This is a genomic window from Curtobacterium sp. MCJR17_020 (assembly GCF_003234365.2).
Taxonomy (GTDB): Bacteria; Actinomycetota; Actinomycetes; order Actinomycetales; family Microbacteriaceae; genus Curtobacterium.
Genome location: NZ_CP126260.1, coordinates 1,889,061 through 1,904,591 on the forward strand (window position 1 = coordinate 1,889,061; position 15,531 = coordinate 1,904,591).

The 15,531-nt window shown below is 71.8% G+C and carries 18 protein-coding genes; 17 read left to right on the forward strand and 1 reads right to left on the reverse strand.

What is annotated here, in order from left to right; all coding sequences use genetic code 11:
• The first annotated feature begins 104 nt into the window (after nucleotides 1-104).
• The 16 genes from DEJ14_RS08945 (at nucleotide 105) to DEJ14_RS09025 (ending at nucleotide 13,457) form a co-directional block, all read left to right on the forward strand.
• On the forward strand, nucleotides 105-449 hold the full coding sequence (locus DEJ14_RS08945; RefSeq protein WP_111086349.1) for a flagellar basal body rod protein FlgB: 345 nt from the start codon (nucleotides 105-107) through the stop codon (nucleotides 447-449).
• Entirely contained in the window at nucleotides 446-841 is a 396-nt protein-coding gene (locus DEJ14_RS08950; protein ID WP_235035933.1) for a flagellar basal body rod protein FlgC, read from the forward strand. Before DEJ14_RS08945 ends, DEJ14_RS08950 begins: the two co-directional genes overlap by 4 nt.
• Complete coding sequence (fliE, locus tag DEJ14_RS08955) at nucleotides 841-1,176, forward strand: flagellar hook-basal body complex protein FliE (RefSeq protein WP_111086348.1); 336 nt, start codon at nucleotides 841-843, stop codon at nucleotides 1,174-1,176. Before DEJ14_RS08950 ends, fliE begins: the two co-directional genes overlap by 1 nt.
• Complete coding sequence (gene fliF, locus DEJ14_RS08960) at nucleotides 1,176-2,849, forward strand: flagellar basal-body MS-ring/collar protein FliF (RefSeq protein ID WP_111086347.1); 1,674 nt, start codon at nucleotides 1,176-1,178, stop codon at nucleotides 2,847-2,849. Before fliE ends, fliF begins: the two co-directional genes overlap by 1 nt.
• Nucleotides 2,846-3,907, forward strand: a complete 1,062-nt coding sequence (gene fliG / locus DEJ14_RS08965) for a flagellar motor switch protein FliG (protein WP_240347290.1) — start codon at nucleotides 2,846-2,848, stop codon at nucleotides 3,905-3,907. The genes fliF and fliG overlap by 4 nt, the downstream gene beginning before the upstream one ends.
• Nucleotides 3,900-4,562 (forward strand): FliH/SctL family protein, encoded by a 663-nt coding sequence (locus tag DEJ14_RS08970; protein ID WP_111086346.1) that lies wholly within the window; start codon nucleotides 3,900-3,902, stop codon nucleotides 4,560-4,562. Before fliG ends, DEJ14_RS08970 begins: the two co-directional genes overlap by 8 nt.
• Nucleotides 4,559-5,902 (forward strand): FliI/YscN family ATPase, encoded by a 1,344-nt coding sequence (locus DEJ14_RS08975; protein WP_111086345.1) that lies wholly within the window; start codon nucleotides 4,559-4,561, stop codon nucleotides 5,900-5,902. The genes DEJ14_RS08970 and DEJ14_RS08975 overlap by 4 nt, the downstream gene beginning before the upstream one ends.
• The gene (locus DEJ14_RS08980; protein ID WP_111086344.1) at nucleotides 5,902-6,333 is read left to right on the forward strand and encodes a flagellar FliJ family protein; all 432 of its coding nucleotides are present in this window, start codon (nucleotides 5,902-5,904) and stop codon (nucleotides 6,331-6,333) included. Before DEJ14_RS08975 ends, DEJ14_RS08980 begins: the two co-directional genes overlap by 1 nt.
• Entirely contained in the window at nucleotides 6,330-7,064 is a 735-nt protein-coding gene (locus tag DEJ14_RS08985; RefSeq protein WP_111086343.1) for a C40 family peptidase, read from the forward strand. The genes DEJ14_RS08980 and DEJ14_RS08985 overlap by 4 nt, the downstream gene beginning before the upstream one ends.
• On the forward strand, nucleotides 7,061-8,569 hold the full coding sequence (locus DEJ14_RS08990) for a flagellar hook-length control protein FliK (protein WP_284180443.1): 1,509 nt from the start codon (nucleotides 7,061-7,063) through the stop codon (nucleotides 8,567-8,569). Before DEJ14_RS08985 ends, DEJ14_RS08990 begins: the two co-directional genes overlap by 4 nt.
• Nucleotides 8,570-8,594: 25 nt before the next feature.
• Nucleotides 8,595-9,038, forward strand: a complete 444-nt coding sequence (locus DEJ14_RS08995; RefSeq protein ID WP_111084148.1) for a flagellar hook assembly protein FlgD — start codon at nucleotides 8,595-8,597, stop codon at nucleotides 9,036-9,038.
• 56 nt (nucleotides 9,039-9,094) lie between these two features.
• The gene (locus tag DEJ14_RS09000) at nucleotides 9,095-10,270 is read left to right on the forward strand and encodes a flagellar hook protein FlgE (RefSeq protein ID WP_111084147.1); all 1,176 of its coding nucleotides are present in this window, start codon (nucleotides 9,095-9,097) and stop codon (nucleotides 10,268-10,270) included.
• 278 nt (nucleotides 10,271-10,548) lie between these two features.
• A complete protein-coding gene (locus DEJ14_RS09010; RefSeq protein WP_146249681.1) occupies nucleotides 10,549-10,773 on the forward strand; it encodes a hypothetical protein in 225 nt (74 codons plus the stop codon).
• Nucleotides 10,774-10,821: 48 nt separating this feature from the next.
• Nucleotides 10,822-11,334, forward strand: a complete 513-nt coding sequence (locus tag DEJ14_RS09015; RefSeq protein ID WP_111084193.1) for an ASCH domain-containing protein — start codon at nucleotides 10,822-10,824, stop codon at nucleotides 11,332-11,334.
• 126 nt (nucleotides 11,335-11,460) lie between these two features.
• Entirely contained in the window at nucleotides 11,461-12,810 is a 1,350-nt protein-coding gene (locus tag DEJ14_RS09020) for a sensor histidine kinase (protein ID WP_111084145.1), read from the forward strand.
• Nucleotides 12,807-13,457: a response regulator transcription factor gene (locus DEJ14_RS09025; protein ID WP_111084144.1), complete on the forward strand. Its 651-nt coding sequence runs from the start codon at nucleotides 12,807-12,809 to the stop codon at nucleotides 13,455-13,457. Before DEJ14_RS09020 ends, DEJ14_RS09025 begins: the two co-directional genes overlap by 4 nt.
• A 30-nt stretch (nucleotides 13,458-13,487) precedes the next feature.
• Here DEJ14_RS09025 and DEJ14_RS09030 read toward each other — a convergent pair whose 3' ends face one another.
• The gene (locus tag DEJ14_RS09030; RefSeq protein ID WP_111084143.1) at nucleotides 13,488-14,081 is read right to left on the reverse strand and encodes a CGNR zinc finger domain-containing protein; all 594 of its coding nucleotides are present in this window, start codon (nucleotides 14,079-14,081) and stop codon (nucleotides 13,488-13,490) included.
• 63 nt (nucleotides 14,082-14,144) lie between these two features.
• Here DEJ14_RS09030 and DEJ14_RS09035 point away from each other — a divergent pair, with 63 nt between their 5' ends.
• Complete coding sequence (locus DEJ14_RS09035; RefSeq protein WP_111084142.1) at nucleotides 14,145-15,488, forward strand: MFS transporter; 1,344 nt, start codon at nucleotides 14,145-14,147, stop codon at nucleotides 15,486-15,488.
• Nucleotides 15,489-15,531: the final 43 nt, after the last annotated feature.

Consider the following 15,531-nt stretch of genomic DNA (forward strand, 5'->3'; position numbering starts at 1 on the left):
CACCGATAGCGCCACACGAGCACGGATCGCTCACCAGTTCGGCCACGGATCGGCCACCACCGCACGGCGACGTCCCACGGGCGACGCCTGACGAGGGGACCACCGTGTTCGATTCCGTGACGAGCGTCGCGCTGCAGAGCGCACTCGACGGCCTGTCGATGCGCCAGAAGGTGATCGCGAACAACATCGCGAACATCAACACGCCGGGCTACCACGCCGAGAAGGTCCAGTTCGAGGACGCCCTGGCGAAGTCGATCACCGACGGCAGCGGGAACACCGCGCCGACGGTCGCCCGCAGCCTCGAGCCGACGAACACGAACGGCAACAACGTCAACCTCGACGAGGAGACGCTCTCCAACGTCGACACCGTGCTCCGGTACCAGTTCGCCACGCAGGCGATGAACTCCGAGCTCACCAGCGTCCGTGCGGCGATGCGGACGAACTCGTGACGACCTTCGACGCGATCGGCATCGCGAGCACCGGCATGACCGTGCACCGGAAGTGGCTCGACGCCGTCGCCGACAACATGGCGAACGCGAACACCGTGAAGTCGATGGACGACACCGCGTTCCAGGCGCGCTACGTCGAGGTGCAGGAGGGCAACGGCGTGTCCGGCGCCTACGTCAAGGGCGCCGCGTTCGGCAGCGCCGCCGGCCGCGTGACCTACGACCCGGACAACCCGCTCGCGAACGACGAGGGCTACGTCCGCATGCCGGACATCGACCTCGGCACGCAGATGGCGGACCTCATCATGGCCCAGCGCGGCTACCAGGCGAACGCCGCCGTGGTCGACCGTGCCAAGACCGCCTACGAGGCGGCACTGCAGATCGGGAAGAACTGATGCCCATCGACGCCGTCAACGGTGTGACCACCAACGCGATGACGAACGCACTGACCAGTGTGTCCGGCACCTCCAGCGACGTCACCGGCGCCGCCGGCGCGACCAGCACCGACGGCAGCGGGTTCGCCGCCAGCCTCGGGAACGCCGTCGACGGGCTGCAGGCGCTGCAGAGCGACTCGAAGACCCTCGCGCTCAAGGCCGTCACCGGCAACCTCGACGACATCCACGACGCGACCATCGCCGCCACCCGCGCGCAGGTCACGCTCGAGCTCGTCTCCGCCGTCCGCAACAAGGGCGTCGACGCGTTCAACGAGATCATGAGGATGCAGGCCTGATGCCCGTCGCCGTCAAGAACGTCTTCGCGCGCCTGTCCGCGTACGTGAAGGGCTTCTCCGCCGCCCAGCGCACCATCGCGATCCTGGTGATCGCCGCGCTCGTGCTCGGTGGGATCGCCCTGGCGTCGTGGCTCGGCAAGGCGTCCTACGCGCCGCTCTTCACCGGGCTGGCCGCCGCCGACGCGAGCTCCATCACCGACCAGCTGCAGACCGACGGTGTGCCGTACCAGCTCACCGACGGTGGCGCGACGATCCTGGTGCCGCAGGCGCAGGTGTACTCGGAGCGTCTCAAGGCCGCCTCGAACGGGCTGCCGTCGTCGAACGAGGGCGGCTACTCCCTGCTCGACCAGATGGGCGTGACGAGCTCGGAGTTCCAGCAGGACGTCACCTACAAGCGGGCGATGGAGGGCGAGCTCGCCAAGACCATCGGCGCGATGGACGGCGTGCAGACCGCGACCGTGCAGCTCGCGATCCCGGAGAAGTCCGTGTTCGTGTCCGAGGAGAAGGACCCGACGGCGTCGGTGTTCATCGCCACCGACAACGGCACGCAGCTGAGCACCGACCAGGTGCAGGCGATCGTGCACCTGACCAGCGCCTCGGTCGAGGGCATGCAGACCACCGACGTCTCGGTCGTCGACGCCAAGGGGCAGACGCTGTCCGCCGTCGGGACCGGTGCGACCGGCAGCGGTGCAGACCAGGCCGCCGACTACGACGCCGCGACGAGCAAGAAGATCCAGGATCTGCTCGACACCACCCTCGGCGCCGGCAACGCGACCGTCGTGGTCTCCGGCACGATGAACCAGGAGTCCGGCACCCGCACGTCGGAGAGCTACACGACCCCGACCTCCGGTCCGGTCGCGCTCAACGAGTCGAGCACCACCGAGCAGTACGGCTCGGGTGCCGCGGGCGCGTCGAGCGGCGCGACCGGGGTCCTCGGCCCGGACAACATCGCGGTGCCGAACGGCACCGCCACGAGCGGCACCGGTGACGACGGCTACACCAACGAGTCGGCGACCAAGAACAACGCCGTCGACCACACCACCGAGACCACGCAGATCCCCTCGGGGTCCCTCGACCGGCAGACCATCTCGGTGGCGCTGAACTCGAAGGCCGACGCCGTGCAGAACGCGAACCTGCAGAGCATCAACGACCTGGTGTCGGCCGCCGCCGGTGTCGACCAGGACCGCGGCGACCAGGTAAAGGTCGCGATGATGGACTTCGACACCAGTGGTGCCGACCAGGCCGCGAAGGCCCTCGAGGCGCAGCAGAAGGCCGACCAGCAGGAAGCCCTGTGGTCGTCGATCCGCACCGCCGGCATCGTCATCGGCATCCTGCTCGCGCTCATCGCCGTCATGTTCGTCATCGCCCGTCGCAGCCGGAAGCAGGAGCGCGAGGCCGTCGACCTCGGCGAACTCGACGCCTTCGCCGGCGAGACGTTCCAGCTGCCCCTCGCGATGGACGGCGCCGCCGACCGCGCGACCCTCGGCGCCGGTGATGCCCCCACCGCCGTGCTGTCGACCATGCCCGCCGGTGACCCGCCGACCGAGGTGCTGACGACCGACGAGATCACGGCCGAGCGCCGCCGTCAGGACATCTCCGCGCTGGCCGAACGCGACCCGAAGCGCACGGCCGAACTCCTGCGCGGGCTCCTCGACGACCGGGCACCGGTGTGAGCGCCCTGATGCCGAGCGCCGGCGGCCCGGGCACCGGCAAGGGCTCGAACGACCGAGCGCTGACCGGCGCCCAGAAGGTCGCGCTCATCCTCATGCAGATGGACACCGACCGCGCGGCCGAGGTGATGAAGCAGTTCACCGAGATGGAGGCCGAGGAGATCTCGGCCGAGATCGTCCGGATGCGCCGCGTCGAGGACACCGTCGTCGACCAGACCATGTCGGAGTTCCACCGGATCACGATGAGCGGCCGACTGCAGAAGCGTGGCGGCAAGGAGACCGCGCTCGGGCTGCTCGAGGCGTCCTTCGGCGCCGAGCGCGCCGCCGGCGTGATGGACCGGCTCGCCTCGAACCTGGCCGGTCAGTCCTTCGACTTCCTCGACGACGCCGAGCCCGGGCAGGTCATCACCCTGCTCGAGGGCGAGCTACCGCAGACCATCGCCCTCGTCCTGGCGCACCTCAAGCCCGGTCAGGCCAGCGCCGTCCTCGCGGGTGTCGACGAGCGCGTCCGCACCGACGTCGCGCAGGCCTTCGCCACGATGGGCAGCGCGACCCCGGAGGCCGTCGGGATCGTCGCCGGTGTCCTGCGGCAGCGCGCCGGCGCCGTCGTGTCGCCGCGCGAGAGCGTCGAGGTCGTCGGCGGCATCGCGCCCCTGGTCGACATCATCAACCGCTCCGACGTCGCCACCGAGAAGGCCGTGCTCGACGGGCTCGAGGCCCGCGACCCGGAGCTCGCCGAGGACATCCGCTCGCGCATGCTCACCTTCGAGGACATCGTCAAGCTCGAGTCCCGTGACATCCAGCAGGTACTGCGCGGCATCGACTCGAAGCTCCTCGCGACCGCCATGAAGGGTGCCGCCGGACCCGTCGTCGAGACGATCCGCGCGAACGTGTCCGAGCGCAACCGCTCGCTGCTCGACGACGAGCTGCAGGCCATGGGCCCGGTCCGCGTCTCGCAGGTCGAGGAAGCGCGCGCCGAGGTCGTCCGTTCCGTGCGCGAGCTCGAGGCGCAGGGCGTCATCACCGTGCACCGTGCCGAGGAGGACGAGCTCGTTGACTGACACCACGACCGCCGGCACCGTGCAGCGCATCGCCTTCCCCGCGATCGGCACCGCCGCAGCGACCGACCGTGCGTCGGGCGCCGACGTCCGCGGCCACGCCGCCGGCTACACCGCGGGGCTCCGCGCCGCACAGGCCGAGACGGACGCCCTGCGCGCCCGCCTGCAGGCCGAGCACGCCGCGCTGACCGCGTCGCTGCGCGCGGACACCGTCCGCCGCATCGCCGTCCTCGACGCCGCGACGAACGCGATGCTGTCCACGGTCGCGCCCGTCCTCAGCGACGCCGAGGCCTCCGTCGCCAGCGCGGCCACGGACCTGGCCGAGGCGATCGTCGGGTACGAGATCCGTGCCTCCCGTCCGGCGGTCGGTACCGATGACGGAGGGGAGGCCCGGATCACGTCCGGCGCCGAGACCACCGTCCGGCGGGCGCTCGCGTCCATCGACCGCAGCGTCCCGGTGGCCGTCCGGCTCAGCCCGGCGGACGCCGCCCGCGTCGCGGACGTCGACCTGCCGGTGCCCGTGGTCGCGGACCCCGCGCTGCGGGACGGCGACGCCGTCGTCGACCTGCCGGACGGCATCCTCGACGCCCGGATCGCCACCGCACTCGACCGCGCCCGCACTGCGCTCGGTGTCGACCTGCAGGGGGCGTCCGAATGAGCGCCACGCTGCTCCGGCCCCGCGGGCTCGACGACGCCCTGCGGCAGGCCGCGCCCCAGCGGGTCGGCGTCGTCACGAGCGCCGTCGGCCTCGGGCTGACGATCGCCGGGCTCGACGCCCACGTCGGCGAACTGGTGTCGGTCGGCCGCGACGGCTCCGAGCCGACCACGGTCGAGGTCGTCGCCACCGATGCCTCCGGCGTGCGCTGCATGCCGCTCGGCCGCCTGACCGGTGTCACCGCCGGCACCCCCGCACGCCCCACCGGCCGGCCGGTGCTCGTGCCGACGGGTGCCGGGCTGTTCGGCCGTGTGCTCGACGGGCTCGGTCGGCCGATCGACGACCGCGGACCGCTCGTCGGTGCCGGTGGCGAGCCCGTCGACTGGGTGCCGCTCGACCACGCGACCCCGAACGCGATGGCACGAACCCGCATCGACACCCCGATGCAGCTCGGCGTGCGGGTGCTCGACACCCTCACCACCGTCGGCCGCGGCCAGCGCATGGGGCTCTTCGCGGGCTCCGGTGTCGGCAAGTCGTCGCTGCTGTCGATGATCGCCCGGGGGAGCGACGCCACCGTCAACGTGATCGCGCTGGTCGGGGAGCGTGGCCGCGAGGTACGCGAGTTCCTCGAGGACGACCTGGGCCCCGAGGGGCTCTCCCGCTCGATCGTCGTCGTGTCGACCTCGGACGAGCCCGCCCTCATGCGTCTGCGCGCCGCGTTCGTGGCCACCCGCATCGCCGAGTCGTTCCGCGACGCCGGCCAGGACGTCGTGCTCATGATGGACTCGCTCACCCGCGTCGCGATGGCGCAGCGTGAGATCGGACTCTCGGTGGGGGAGCCGCCGGCCACCCGGGGCTACCCGCCGTCGACGTTCTCGGTGCTCGCCGGGCTGCTCGAGCGTGCCGGGACGGACCGCGTCGGCAGCATCACCGGCATGTACACCGTGCTGGTCGACGGCGACGACCACAACGAGCCGATCGCCGACGCCGCCCGCAGCATCCTGGACGGTCACGTCGTGCTCGACCGGAAACTCGCGATCACCGGGCACTTCCCGTCGGTGGACGCCCTCGGCTCGGTGTCCCGAGTGGCCTCGAAGGTGACGGACCCGGCGCAGCGCGGTGCCGCGACGACCCTGCGCAAGGTGATGGCCGCGCGTGCCGCCGCCCAGGACCTGCTCGACGTCGGCGCCTACCAGCGTGGCTCGAACCCGCTCGTCGACGCCGCCGTCGACCACCAGGGCGCGATCGACGCGTTCCTGCGCCAGGGGATGGACGAGCGGGCGACCGCCGACGCGTCCTGGCAGCGACTCGGTGGTCTCGTGCAGCAGCTGGGGGTGTCGTGATGGCCCGTCGGTTCCCGCTCGCGGGGCTCCTGCGCCTGCGGCACACCGAACAGGACCGCGCCGCTGCCTCGCTCGCCACCGCGAACGAGCGCGTGCGCGACGCCGCCGACGCCCGGATCGCCGCGCGCCGCAGCCTCGCCGACGCCGAGGGCGCGCAGCCGATCGAGGACGCCGCGACCCTGAGCGCCGTCGCCGCTGCGCGTGCTGCGACCCGCGGGATGCTCGAGGAGCTCGACGCCGTGGTCCGGACCCGCCGCGCGGACGCCGACCGTGCGCAGGACGAGTACACCGCCGCACGACGTGCCGCGGTCGGCCTGGAGAAGCTCGAGGGCAAGCACGCCGCCGAGCAGGCCGCCGAGGAACTCCGCACCGAACAGAACGCCCTCGACGAGATCGCGGCACGACGCCGCACGGAAGGTGGTGCCCGATGAGCGTCGAAGCGGTGCTCTCCCGGATCTCCGAGATCCGGTCCCAGATCGACACCCTGCGCGGTGGCCCGGCCGCGGCGACGAGTTCGTCGTCGTCCGCCGCGTCGACCAGCGCGTCGTCGAGCGCCTTCGCCGATGCCCTGGCCACGGCGACCGGGACCACCGGCACCGGGACCGCGACCGCTGCTGCCGGCGCTGCGGCGACCACCAGCAGCGCGCCCGCAACGTCCGTCGACGCCGGCGCGGGCACGCTCGCCACGGGCAGCGGCGCCACCGGCTCCGACGTCGTCGCGGACGCGAAGAAGTACCTCGGCGTGCCCTACGTGTTCGGCGGCACCACGACCGCCGGCATGGACTGCTCCGGCCTGGTGCAGACGGTGTTCAAGGACCTCGGCGTGACCATGCCGCGGGTCGTGCCGGACCAGGCGAAGATGGGCGTCGAGGTCGGTTCCCTGAAGGACGCGCAGCCCGGGGACCTGATCATCCCGAAGGGCGAGGGCCACGTCGTCATCTACGTCGGCGACGGCAAGGTGCTGCACGCGCCGCGCCCCGGCAAGGACGTCCGCATCGTCGACAACTGGTACTCGGACGCCGACATCGCCACCATCCGCCGCATCGTGCCGGCGCAGGCGTCCACCACCCCGGCGACGACCGCGACCACCGGCGCGAGCAGCGCCACCGACCTGCAGACCGCCGCGCTGCTGTCGATGATGCAGTCCGGGAGCGCCGCATGAGCCTGACCATCGCCACCCAGCCCGCACCCGCTCCGACGAACACCGCGGCGCCGGCCCGCGCGAGCGCCGACCCTGCAGGGGCCGGCTCCTTCGACGCCGCCCTGTCCGCGGCCGCCGCGACCGATCGCCGCGCCGGTGAGCGTGCACCGGTGCGCAGCGACGACTCCCGCGCAGCCGACGACACCGGGTCGACCACGTCGCCGAACGCATCGACGACCTGCACCGGGACGGACGTCGCGGCTGTCGCTGACGGCGCGAGCGCTGCCGCCGGGGAGGCCCAGGCGCTCACGCTCCCGCCCACGCTCCCGCCCACGCTCCCGCTCACCGGGACGGTGCCCGCCCCCGTCCCTCCGATCGTGGTGACGACCCCTGCCGAGACGGTCACGTCGGTGACGTCGACCGCGCCCGAGCCGACGGCGCCGGACGTCACCGCGACGACGGCGACGACGGCCCCGGAGACGATCACGCCGACGACGGTCGCGCCGACGACGGCTGCAGCCGCCCCCGCCGCCACCATCGGAGCTGCCGCTGCCACGGCGGCCGCGCTCCCGCTGGCTGCCACCACGGCGCCGTCGGCCAGCACGACGGCGTCCGCCGCATCCGCCGCCGCACCGGCACCGGGCACGACCGCCGCAGTCCCCGCCGACGTGCCCGGACCGTCGCCGGCGTCCGACGTCCTGAGACCCGGCACCACGTCCAGCGGGACGACCGGCACCGTCACCGTCACCGGCACCGTCGGAGTCTCGAGCACGAGCACGAGCAGCGCGCCTGCTGCCACTGCCACTGCCGCTGCTGCCGCCGTGACGCTCCAGCCGACCAGCTCGGCTACCCAGACCCCCCAGACCACCCAGCCCACCGACGGTTCCGCGACCGCGACCCCGGCCGTCGTCACGGTGGCAGCGGCGATCGCGGCGCGGGGTGGGCAGACCGGCCACGGGACGGACCAGCAGGGCTCGACGGCGGGTGATCCGGGCCTCCCGGCAGTCACCACCACGCGCGGCGGCGAGACGCCCTTCGTCCTGCCCACCACGCCGACCGCCGCGCCCGCCCCGGCAACGGCCGCCGCGGCACCGACGTCCACGCCCGCACCCCTCGGGCAGCAGCTCGCGCGACCGGTGTTCTCGCTCGCGCATGCCGGACCCGGGGAACACGTCGTCACCGTGCAGGTCGTGCCGGACAGCCTCGGACCGGTCACGGTCCGCGCGCACGTGACGGCGCACGGCATGCACGTCGAGCTGTTCGCGGCGTCCGAAGCGGGCCGCGACGCGGTCCGCCAGGTGCTGCCGGACCTGCGGCGCGACGCCGCCGGCACCGGGCTGAGCACCACGCTCGACCTGTCGTCGCAGAACCACCCGGGCACGTCGGCGGGTCGCGACCAGCGACCGGCCGACGGCCGCCTGCGTACCGACACCGGCCTGGAGGCACGGCGCACCTCCGCCGCGCAGCCGGCCTCCGCAGCCACCACCTCCACCATCCGCACCGCGGGACTCGACGTCCTCGCCTGACCGGCTCACGAACAGGAACCAGACCATGCCCATCGACGGCATCACCGGCAGCGTGGACCAGGCTGCCCAGGCCGCGGCCCTCGCCGCGAGCTCGACCGCGAAGAAGTCCCAGACGATGGACTCCGAGGTGTTCATGAAGCTGCTCGTCACGCAGCTGCAGAACCAGGACCCGTCGTCGCCGATGGACACCAACCAGATGATCAGCCAGCAGACGCAGCTCGCGATGATGGAGCAGATCACCAACCAGACCACGACGGGGAACGAGAACTTCTCGCTCCAGATGCGCATCGCCGCCGCGAACCTCGTCGGCAAGCAGGTCAGCTACACCGACGCTGCGACCGGCACCGCCGTCACCGGGACCGCCTCGGCCGTGTCCTACGCGAACAGCGTGCCCACGGTCACCGTGAACGGGAAGGAGGTCGCTCTCGACGTGATCTCCGGCATCACCACCACCGCACCGGCTTCCTGACCGTTCTTCTTCCGCTTCTTCTTCCTGCTCTTCCTGCCTCTCCGAAAGGACGCACCATGCTCCGCTCGCTCTACTCCGGGATCTCCGGCCTCCGCTCGCACCAGCAGATGCTCGACGTCACCGGCAACAACATCGCCAACGTCAACACCGTCGGCTTCAAGTCGTCGACCACCGTCTTCCAGGACACCCTGTCGCAGATGACCCAGGGTGCCGGCGGACCGCAGTCCGGCATCGGTGGGACGAACCCCGCGCAGATCGGCCTCGGCGTCCAGGTCGCCGGTGTGTCGACGAACTTCGCGCAGGGCTCGGCCCAGGCCACCGGCAAGGCCACCGACCTGATGATCTCGGGCGACGGGTTCTTCGTCACGCGCCTCGGCAACGACACCGTGTACAGCCGTGCGGGGGCCTTCGACTTCGACGCGAACGGCCGTCTGGTCACCGCCGACGGCAAGATCGTGCAGGGGTACTCGGCGACGAACGGCGTCGTCAACGACGGCGGCCAGCTGACCGACATCCGTCTGCCCCTCGACGCCGCGGCACCGGCCACGTCGACCACCTCGGCCACCGTCAGCGGCAACCTGCCGTCGGACACCGCCGTGGGCGAGACGCTCAACCGTGACGCCACCGTGTACGACCAGTACGGCACGAAGCACACCATGTCGCTCGCGTACACCCGCACGACCACCGGGTGGAACGTCTCGGCGTCGAACGGTCAGGGGACCTCCGCCACCGGCACGATCACCTTCAAGACCGACGGCTCGATCGCGTCCGGTTCCACCCTGGCGGTCGGTGGGATCACCGTCGACATGACCCAGCTGTCCGGCTTCGCGTCGCTCAACACCGCGTCGATCTCGTCGCAGAACGGCCACGAGGCCGGCTCCCTGCAGGGCTACTCGATCTCGAAGGACGGCACCGTCACCGGGTCGTTCTCGAACGGCGCCTCGCTGGCCCTCGGACGGATCGCCCTGGCGACCTTCGCGAACCCCGCCGGTCTCGAGAAGACCGGTGCCTCGGGCTACCGGGCGACCGCGAACTCGGGCCAGGCCTCGGTGGGCACCCCCGGATCGGCGGGCGTCGGCTCGCTCGCCTCCGGAACGCTCGAGATGTCGAACGTCGACCTGTCGCAGGAGTTCACGAACCTGATCGTGGCGCAGCGCGGGTTCCAGGCGAACGCGCGCATCATCACGACCTCGGACGAGGTGCTGCAGGAGCTGACGAACCTGAAGCGGTAGGCGCGCTTCCCTCGGCCACCGACCGCCCGGACCCGTCGGGCGGTCGGTGGTTCCGGAGACCGCGGCCTGGGTCCGTCCTTCCATCCCGAACATCGCGAGCAAGCCGGAGACGTGGTTCTTCACGGTCTTCTCGGCGAGGTCGAGCTGTTCGGCGGAGCGAACGGCATCGCGAGTCGAGCACCACGGCGTCCGGGTCCTCGCGCACCACCGCGGCCAACCGTGCCCGGCCGCCCTCAGCCGTGACCGTCCGGTGCTCGTCGGTCTCGAGCGCGACACGGATGCCGAGCAGCACGTTCACGTCGTCGTCCACCCCGAGCACCGGCGTCCTGTCCGCCATGCGAAGAACGCACCTCGACCACGGCGCGCACTTCACCGCCTGGCAGGTCCCGGGCACGATCGCCGACGAGATCGCGGCGTTCGCTGCCGATCTCCTGGCGAACAGCGCGAGGCCGCGGGTGGGACCCACCGGCGACGAGGCCACGAGCATGCTCGACGGAGACTGACCGGCCGCGGGGCTCGTTCCCGGCGCCGCGTCTGCCACGATGATGCTCATGAGTGACCTTCACGACGTGGTCCCGGTCGCACCGCCGGACCTCGACGCCGCGACCACGATGTGGGCGGAGTACACGGCGACCCGTCCGCAGGCTGCCGAGGAACGCGACCACACGGTGGAGCACTTCGGTGACACTGCCCGGCTCGCTGACGGGCTGCTGCAGATCGTCCTGTCCGGTGGGAAGCGCGCAACCGCCGAGCTCGTCTCCGAGTTCGCGCACCGAGGCGACCCGTTGCCCCGGATCGGGTCGCACTGGATCGCGTGCGACAGCTCGGGCGCACCTCGGATCATCATCCGGAGCACCGCGTTGCGGGTCGGTCCGTTCGACAGTGCCGATGCGGCGTTCGCCGTCGCGGAGGGCGAAGACGATCGTTCCCTGGAGAGCTGGCGACGCGAGCACCAGCGGTACTGGGAGCGCACCTGCGCTGCTCGGGGTGCGGTCTGGTCGGAGCTCGACGAGATCGTGTTCGAGTACTTCTCCGTGGTCTGGCCACCCGAACACGCCGACTGAGTACGGCGGCGCCCACTGTTCGGGTTTCCCCCCAGCAGTCGGAGGGCTTGCCCGGTCCCGCGAACGCCTGCGTCCCCCGAGGCTGGGACCAGCGCACCACACTCCCGGTCCCCACGAAGAGGTCTCATGTCCCGCACCACCGCCCTGATCCCGCAACTCACCGCCGTTCCCCGGTTCCGGTTCGTCTCCGGACTGTTCGCCGTAGCGACCTGGCGGCAGTTCGCGTTCCATGCCGCGCACCTGCCGATCGCGATCGGGGCGGTGACGTGGTTCGCCCTGGCGATCGCTGTCGGGGTCCCGTCCGCGGTCACGTGGTTCGGCCTGGTCGTCACGGCGTTCCTCGTCGGCGGTTCCGCGTGGTTCGCGGCGGTCACCCGGCGGATGTCCGCTGCGCTGCTGGGACAGGAGGTCGTCGCGCCGACGATCCGTCCGCGTCGAGGCGGCCCCCTGGCATGGGCGACCACCCGGCTGACGGACGGCTCGACGTGGCGGGCGTTCGCGTACCTGCTGGTCGGCTTCGTCGTCACGACGGCATCCTTCGCTGTCTCGGTCGCGGTGCTCGTGTCGGCGCTCGGCGCACTGTCCCACAGCATCTGGGGCCGCTTCTTGCCGGAGCAGACCGGTTCGGACGGGCTGCGGCACCGTGGTGCGCAGTTCCTCGGGGTGTTCGTCGACACCGTCCCGCTCCAGATCGCGTTCGCCGCGGTCGGCCTGGTCGTGCTCGTCGCGGTCTGGCCGGCCGTCAACCACGGCCTCGGGTCCCTGCAGCGCGCGGTCATCCGTTCGATGCTCGGCGCCGACCTCCGGCAGCGGCGCCTCGCCGAGGTCACCGCGTCCCGGGACGCCGCCGTGGTGGATGCGGACAGCACGCTGCGCCGCATCGAGCGAGAGCTGCACGACGGCACGCAGGCGCGTCTGGTCGGTCTGGCGATGACCCTCGGCGACGCCCGTGACCGACTCCAGAGCAATCAGGACGCCGACGGGTCTGGAGTTGAGGCGCTCGTCGCCCAGGCACACGCCTCAACGAAGGAAGCACTCGTCGAGTTGCGTGCGCTGGCTCGGGGGATCCACCCGCCCGTTCTCGACGAGGGGCTCGAAGCCGGACTCGCGTCGGCGTGCTCCCGCGCCCCGTTCCCCGTGACGCTGCACGTGGACCTTCCCGTCCGCCCGTCGCCGGTCGTCGAAGGCATCGCCTACTTCGGGGTCCTCGAGCTGCTCACGAACGTGTCGAAGCACGCGGGAGCCACCGTGGCCACGGTCGACGTGGCGTTGGCGGGGCCCGAACTCGTCGTCACGGTGGCCGACGACGGCGCGGGCGGCGCCCACGTCTCGTTGCCGCTTCCGGACGGGCAGGGAACCGGTCTCGCCGGACTGCTCGAACGCCTCCGAGCGGTCGACGGCACGCTCGCGGTCCAGAGCCCGACCGGCGGACCCACCACGATCCGGATGGCGATGCCCTCCGGGACGACCACGTGAGGATCGTCATCGCCGACGACAACACGATCGTCCGCGAGGGACTGGCGTCGTTGTTGCAGGGGCGCGGTCACGAGATCGTCGCTGCCGTCGGTGACGGCGCGGCCGTCCTCCCCGCGCTCGCGTCCGAGCACGTCGACGTCGTCGTGATGGACATCCGGATGCCGCCGACCCACACCGACGAGGGCGTCCGGGCCGCCGTGGCCCTCAAGACAGCGCGGCCCGAGGTCGGCGTGTTGCTGTTCTCGCAGTACGCCGAGGTGCGGTGGGCGCGGACCCTGCTCGACGTCGCGACCGTCGGTGTCGGCTACCTGCTGAAGGACCGGGTCGCCGAGGTCGCCACCTTCATCGAGTCGTTGCAGCAGGTCGCGGCCGGCAACGTCGTGCTCGACCCCGAGGTCGCTGCCGCGTTGGTGCAGGCTCCGCGGCCGCTCCGAGACCGGCTCGACCGGCTCACCGCGCGCGAGACCGACGTCCTGCGGCTCATGGCCGAGGGACGGTCGAACGCGGCGATCGCCGAGACGCTGTTCCTGTCAGGCGGGACCGTCGAGAAGCACGTCACGGCCGTCTTCGCGAAGCTCGGGCTCGAAGCGACCACGGCGGACCACCGACGCGTGCTCGCCGTCCTGCGGTTCCTCTCCGTCGAGTGACCCGTGTGGCCGCCGTCGGTGACGGCCACCTCACGGGTGCTTCCTGGCCTGGTGCCGTGCGACCCGGTTCCGGTTCCCGCAGCCCGCGGCGGTGCACCAGATCCGGTTGTGGCGAGGCGACGTGTCGAGGTAGACCCACCCGCAGGCGTCGTCCCCGCACTGCCGAGCGGCGCCGAGGTCCGAGGTGATCAGTTCGTGTGCGAGCACGGCGATCGCAGCGCGCGGTCCGGTCAGGTCACTCGGGACCCGCCACGACCATGAGTGCCCGGCGGGGTCGTGATCGAGCACGGACCTCGTGAGTGCGTCGACGTACTCCCGAGCGATCAGCTCGACGGCCGATTCGGACGACTCGAACACAGCCTCGTAGATGGCCTCGCGCAACGCGATGACGGCCGTGTGTTCGCGTGCTGCGGTCTGCGGCGCTCCCGACGCCGTGTCCAGGAGTTCGCGGGTGCCCTCCGGCACGACGCCCGTCTGGCTGCACCACCGCACGACGTCGTCGTACGACGCGAGCGTGTCGATCGCGCGGCGGTCGTCGAGACGCCAGTGGACCGTGTCGACGAGGTCGAAACCCGCGTGACCGCCCACCTCGGGGAACGTCGTCGTCGTGCCTGCCGCAACCATGAGTCCAGGCTAATGCCTGATTTCAGGTTGCGCCATTAGATCGAGCCTGTCACTGTCTAATGCGTGAAGGACTATGAAGCCATTAGCACCAGGCGGTACCGGCCTCCGCGCCTCGGGGCGGACTTCGCCCGGTTCTGGACCGCACAGGGCGCATCGGCGGTGGGCGGCCAGATCAGCGAACTCGCGGTGCCGCTGCTGGCCGTGCTCGTGCTGCATGCTTCCGCGAGCGATGTCGGACTGCTCGGTGCGGCCCGATGGGTACCGTTCCTGGTCCTCGCGCTTCCGCTCGGTGTGCTGGTCGATCGCTGCCGACGACGGCCGATCCTGATCGCGTCGGACTTCGCCCGCGCCGTCCTCACCGTCGGAGTCGTCGTCCTCGCGTTCTCCGGCGCACTCACGCTGCCGGTCCTCGTGCTCCTGGTCTGCCTGCTCGGTGCGTTCACCGTGGCGTTCGAGGTGGGGTACCAGTCCTTCCTCCCGACGGTGGTCGGCCGGGAGCACCTCGAGCGCGCGAACGGGCGGCTGCAGGCGACGGCGTCGGCGGCCGAGGTCGGCGGCCCCGGTCTGGGTGGATTCCTCATCCAGGCGTTGTCCGCCCCGTGGGCGCTCCTCGCCCATGCCGTGACCTACCTGGTCTCAGCGTTCTCCTTGTTCGGCATCGCCGCCACCGAGCGTCTGCCCGAGCGGTCCGGACGGAGCGCCCTCCGGGACCTCGGTGACGGTCTCCGGTTCGTCGGACGCGACCGGTACCTCGTCTCCTTGGTGGGGTTCGCGGGCATCTACAACCTCTTCGCGCAGTGGGTGATGGTCCTGTTCACCGTCCACGCCGTCCGGGAACTCAACCTGACCGCCGGCCAGCTCGGCCTGGTGTTCAGCCTCGGAGCGATCGGGGCCGTCCTGGGGGCAGCAGCCGCCCCGTCGAGTGTTCGCCGGTTCGGTGGTGGCCCCGTGATGGTCGCCTGCGCTGCGGTCGAGTGCGTCGCCCTCGCCGCCCTGCCGGTGGCCGATGCGTCCTGGCCGGTCCCGGTCCTCATCGCGGTCCTCGTCACGGTGTTCGCGGTCAACGGCGCGGGCACCTCGCTGTCGAGCGTCGTCGCGCTCACCCTCCGACAGCTGCGCACGCCGGATCACCTGCTCGGCCGCGTGAACGCGACCATGCGGTGGCTCTCCTACGGCGTCATCGCGATCGGCGCCGCGGTCGGCGGCATCGTCGGCGAGTCGGTCGGCACCCGTGCCGGCATCGCGCTCGGCTGCGCAGGCACCCTGCTCACCGTCGTCTGGGTGGTCGCGTCACCGCTTCGACGCGTCGGCGACCCCCGCCTCCTCGCGACCCACGACGCAGCGCCGACCGTGCTCCGCCCGCCGTCGGCGGCGGCTTCCGCCGTCGGCGAGGAGACCTCGTCGTGAGGTGATCGGCCTCCTGCTGGCGGTGGTGCAGTGTTGCGTGATC